Origin of the sequence: Clostridium sp., assembly GCF_036660475.1 — a bacterium.
GTDB lineage: Bacteria > Bacillota > Clostridia > Clostridiales > Clostridiaceae > Clostridium_J.
On record NZ_JAVXAO010000030.1, the window covers coordinates 1 to 5,171 of the forward strand.

A 5,171-nucleotide genomic window follows, 5' to 3' on the forward strand; every position below is an offset into this window, starting at 1 on the left:
TTAGCACCAGCACATTATACCAAAATGATACATGGAAAACAGTCTTTACTCCTACTACCCATAATATATATAGTTGTTTATACTGCAACCTTCCAGATATAACTTTTTCAGAAAAAATTATTAAACTGAGGAAAATAAATAATTTAGAAAGAACGGATTTATCATCAATACTTAATTTACACATAGATACTATTTTCAAATGGGAGTCTGGAGATGTTTATCCCTTACCTGAAAGCATTAAAAGTATATGCAAAAGTTTTAATCTTGATTTTTCTTACTGGGGTGATTATTACTACACATATTATAATAATCCAGCTGACAAAATAAAACTTTGGAAATTAAATAATAATTATACCTATGCTACCTGCAGTAGTATTTTAAATATAACACCTTCATGCTTTGGAAGATTAATTAATAATAAAATAGCCCTTTCATACAGTATGTATTTAAAACTAAAAACAATAGGAGTCTTTTGAACTACTTTAATCACAAGGTTATTAGATAGTTCAATGTACTAAATTTCAAAATTCCCAAATACTTTTTTATTCATGTATATGTATCATAGAATTACATTAAATCTGACGATACATATATAAGATTAATTGTGTATCGCTGGTTTATTCTCATCCATTTTATTTCTAGTTCCAATACTGTTAACTTTAGATACTTGCTATGATGCGATATTTGTACAGTAATTTCGGCCAACATTAATGTAGGTATCAAATGTAGGTATTGAGAAGGAAGTAGCTTATTGGAAATAAAGAAATGATATGTGATATATAAAAAAAGAATAATTGTAATAAATAAATCCCGCTTTTCGTTTGAATTGCACAAACTCATCAGTAGGTTAAGACCTAGAAGCGGGAATAGCCAATACAATGGAAATGAAAGAATAGATTAATGAAATAATAGTGTTATGATAATTAAGTAATTTTTTCATAAGACATTCCTTCTTTCTAAATATTATAGTATTGAATATTATAGTAATAATTAAGCCTGCCATCGTCAGGCATAGGAGGCTATTCCCATACTACACTTAAGTGTTTCGGCAAATTAATTATAAAGCATAACTTGATAAATGTAAATTACTAGTATGTAATAAGTGTACGTTAGATAATGAAAAATATGTTATTTGAAAATTGAATAATACGGTATAATGAATATAGCAATGTTATGTTGTCGTGAAAATAAGAAAAAAACTATAAGGAGATATATTCATGAAACTAGGGAAAGTAAAAGAGAAACTATCTTTAGAGGTATTAGAACTCAGAGAATCAAGAAAGAGTATTTATGACTTTGAAATGAACCTTATTAAAAATTTCAATCAGAGACATGTTTTTATAAAAAAAATATTAGATGACTATAATAATAAAACTATAACTGATAAATCAATCTTGGAAATAGCAGCTTCCTATCACTTGAGTTCTTTAGTAACTTGTTGGGAAACATTTTTTAGGGATGTATTTGTTATGATATGTGATACAGATAATCTTATTAAGAAAAAAATTCACTTGGAATTGGAAACAAAACCTTGGATTTTAAAAGGAATTAATGATAATAATATTACAATTGGTGACTATATGAGTAAACAATTTAATTTTCAAAATTTACAAGAAACTATTAAGGCTTTGAATTTTCTGTTTGATAACGATTATGATAATATATCTGATTATGTAAGTCTCGGAATAAGTGATAAAACTGTATTTGGAGGAGCGAACTATATTTTGTATTGGCTTCAAGAAGAAGATACTTTTAGTAAAAATATAAATGAAACAGTTATTCAAGCATTTGAAGTGAGACATAAAATTATACATGATGCAAATTATAAATTTAATATTGATTCTGAATTTATGACTAAAGTTGATCATTGTTTTTTAATAATTCCACAATGTATAGCAAAATACATTTGTAAGAAATACAATATTGAAAATGCTACTATTAATGTAAAAAATGAGATAAAAAGAGGACCTAATGGCATTAATGAAGATTATTCACCATATATTTTTACAATTAGAGATTTAGATTCAACTTTTTATATTCATGATTAAAAGTAAATATATTTTTGAAATACCGTACTATTCAGACGAATAATATGGTATTTTTTATTTTGCAATTCAACTATATTGCAAACTAGATACTTGCCCTCGACATATAATTTACGGTGATAGATTTTAAGAACCACATTTTTTAAAAAACCCTTATTTTTTACCCTATAATATATATAAAGAGATAAAGGGGATAATAAAATGAGGACTGAAAGAGATGTAAATATATTAAGATTTGTAGAAGCACATGGAAGTATAACAATTAGCCAATGCAGCAATATGTTTTTTTATAAAAATATATATGGATATGACCAAGCTAGAAAAAGATTAAGCAACTTAAAGAAAGAAGGATTTATAAAAAGGTATCGTAAGGATCCACGTACAGAAAGTGTATATTATATAGAAAAACCATTAAAAATACATGACCTGAAATTATTAGATGTATATACTAAAATATATAATTCTTTTGAAATCACATTTTATAAAAGAGAACTAAAACTTGATATACCGGATAAACTTTTTAAACAACTTAATAAGAGTTATATTATTGATGCAGCAATGAGCATTGAACGTAAAGTTCCTTTATTGATAGAAATTGATTATACGCATTATACCAGCTTAGATAAAATTAAAGAAGTTGTACAATTCTATGAAAATAAAAATAATCGCAGACATGTATTTATTGTAGTTAAATTTACACAAATTGAGATTCAAAAATTTAAAGTGTGTGATATGAGTGATTTATATTTTGTACCATGGAATCTGGAAGGGCTTAGTGATATATTAACTTCGCTACGCTCAGATATTGATAATAATGAATATAGCTAAATAGCCATTTGTAAGGCTTAAAGTATACCTAATAAGTTATTGATTTAGAAACTTTATTTGATAGGTATGGTTTAAAGGTATTAGAATTAGTTGATATCGTGAAATATTCCCAATTCATAAAATGGATTAACATGAAAGTAAACCTATCTTAAAAGAGGTGTTTTATTTTCCCTTTTAATTGGTAATAATCTATGCTAGAGGTGATTCTTATAAATACTAAAACCATGATTAGAAAAATATTAAAAAGTTATTTATTAAGCTGTGGTATTGGATTAAACATTGCAGTTATTATAACTTTGATACATTTTACAATTAATGTATAACCATTAGGTTTCTGTACATAATCTAAGTATGAACCTATGTAAAAAGTACTCCTCTTTTTACTATTTTTTTCTCATATTAAACACTCAACAAAAGAAAAAAGGTAACAAGACCAATAATCTTGTTACCTTTTAATATTTAATAAAAGTTTTTACAGTGGAGGATTACATTTACTACAAGGCTTTAACCCTCTAGCTCTTGCTTCCTTTAAAATTATTTCTATAGGAGTCTTCATACTACTACATTCTTTTGAATCATGATATACAGTTCCAGTTTTACTAGCAATCCATACTGACATATTCTCATCAACTGAGGGTATCTCTGGTACGGTTGGTTGCGTATTGAATGTAATATTATTCCCATTACTAGTAGCTATTATTGTACCTTGTTTATCCGTTCTAAATAGATTAACACCTTTACTACTCAATCTGTTTAATACAGTTGCATCTGGGTGTCCATAATTATTATCTTTACCTACACTTATTACCGCATACTTAGGATTAACTTTATCCAAGAATGCTTGTGACGTAGAGCTTCCACTCCCATGGTGAGCTACTTTTAATACATCCGCAGATAAGTCTAATTGTTTAGCCAATAATTGACCTTCACTTAATGTTTCCATATCCCCAGTAAATATAAATGAGTTATTACCATATTTTAATTTAGTTACAATTGAGTAATCATTTAAATCTATATATCCTGTACCAATAGGTGCTAAAATAGTAAATGTTGCATCCCCCAAAGAATAAACATCGCCTACTTTAGGATTCTCTATTTTTAGACCCTTATTTTTGGCCGCATTAACTACATCTTTATATGTTTGTGTATCAGTTTCAACACTAGGCATCATAACTTTTCCAATTTCAAAGTTATTAATAACATTATCTAATCCACCTATATGATCTTCATGTGGATGTGTGCCTAAAACATACTCAAGTTTTGTTATTCCTTGTTTCTTTAGATAATCTACTACCATTATACCATCATCATTGTTACCAGCATCTATCATCATATATTTATCGCCTTGTTGTATAAGGATAGCATCCGCTTGTCCAACATCTATGTAACTAACTTTTAAATTACCAGTTACTTTGTCTAATTGAGCTTGTACTGTATTAGCCCAGGCTTTAACTGATTCAACTTTAGAAGTTGCTATTTCAGTTAATAATATTTGGGCTAAATCTACATCAGCTTGTAATTTTGATAAAATAGCTTTTTCAACTGCTGCAAAAGCAACATCGAATTTAGCTTGTTGAAAATTATCTACCGCTGAAGACCATGATGTAATATATTCTGTATTTCCTGTATATGTTTTAAATCCATCTACGTATCCTCTAGCTTGGTCTATTTCTACTTGAGTTAAAGTTTCTTTTAATCCTCCGTTAGCAAAAAGTATATCGTAGAACTTATTAAATAACTGCTGCTGTGCTCCATCTACCATCCCTGATAGAGTACCTATCATTGATTCTAACCATATTTCTCCATTATTATAAGCATTAAGTAATGGAACTATCGCCGTTCTTGCAGCTGTAATGGACTCTTGTGTTCCATACTTTTGTGCTTTTACGGCTGCCTCTTGTGCTGCTGCATACAGTTGATCAACACTTACGGCATCAACATTATTAGTGTTTACATTTGTAAAAAACATAGTCATTAGTAATGTTATTGCTACAAACTTACTTATAAATTTTTTATACATATCCATCCCCCCTCATAATTTTTGTACAGTTATATGTTAACATAAAATCTATATTTTGTGTATTTTATGCTAAAAACACAATTAAGGTAATTTAAGTCTTAAATAAATAAAAATAAGGCTAGCAAGGATTTTACTCCCTACTAGCCTTTAAATCTATTTCTTAATAAGTGTTATTTCATTAACTCCATTATTCATTTCTTTTTCCACTGCAATTGCAATATCATCATGGGTAGTTTGCCCGTAATACTCACCATTAACTTTCATTTCATATATATTAA

4 protein-coding genes are annotated in these 5,171 nt (G+C 27.8%); 3 read left to right on the forward strand and 1 reads right to left on the reverse strand.

The features are described 5' to 3' along the window. The 3 genes from RSA29_RS18615 to RSA29_RS18625 form a co-directional block, all read left to right on the forward strand. Nucleotides 1–476: helix-turn-helix transcriptional regulator (locus RSA29_RS18615; RefSeq protein ID WP_346944635.1), on the forward strand; the 476-nt coding region annotated here is incomplete at its 5' end. A gap of 741 nt (nt 477–1,217) precedes the next feature. Then, nucleotides 1,218–2,048: a hypothetical protein gene (locus RSA29_RS18620; RefSeq protein ID WP_346943723.1), complete on the forward strand. Its 831-nt coding sequence runs from the start codon at nt 1,218–1,220 to the stop codon at nt 2,046–2,048. 198 nt (nt 2,049–2,246) lie between these two features. After that, entirely contained in the window at nt 2,247–2,873 is a 627-nt protein-coding gene (locus tag RSA29_RS18625; protein ID WP_346943724.1) for a hypothetical protein, read from the forward strand. 472 nt (nt 2,874–3,345) lie between these two features. Here the strand turns inward: RSA29_RS18625 and RSA29_RS18630 are convergent, their stop codons facing one another. Then, a complete protein-coding gene (locus RSA29_RS18630; RefSeq protein ID WP_346943725.1) occupies nt 3,346–4,893 on the reverse strand; it encodes a ComEC/Rec2 family competence protein in 1,548 nt (515 codons plus the stop codon). Between the last annotated feature and the right edge of the window lie 278 nt (nt 4,894–5,171).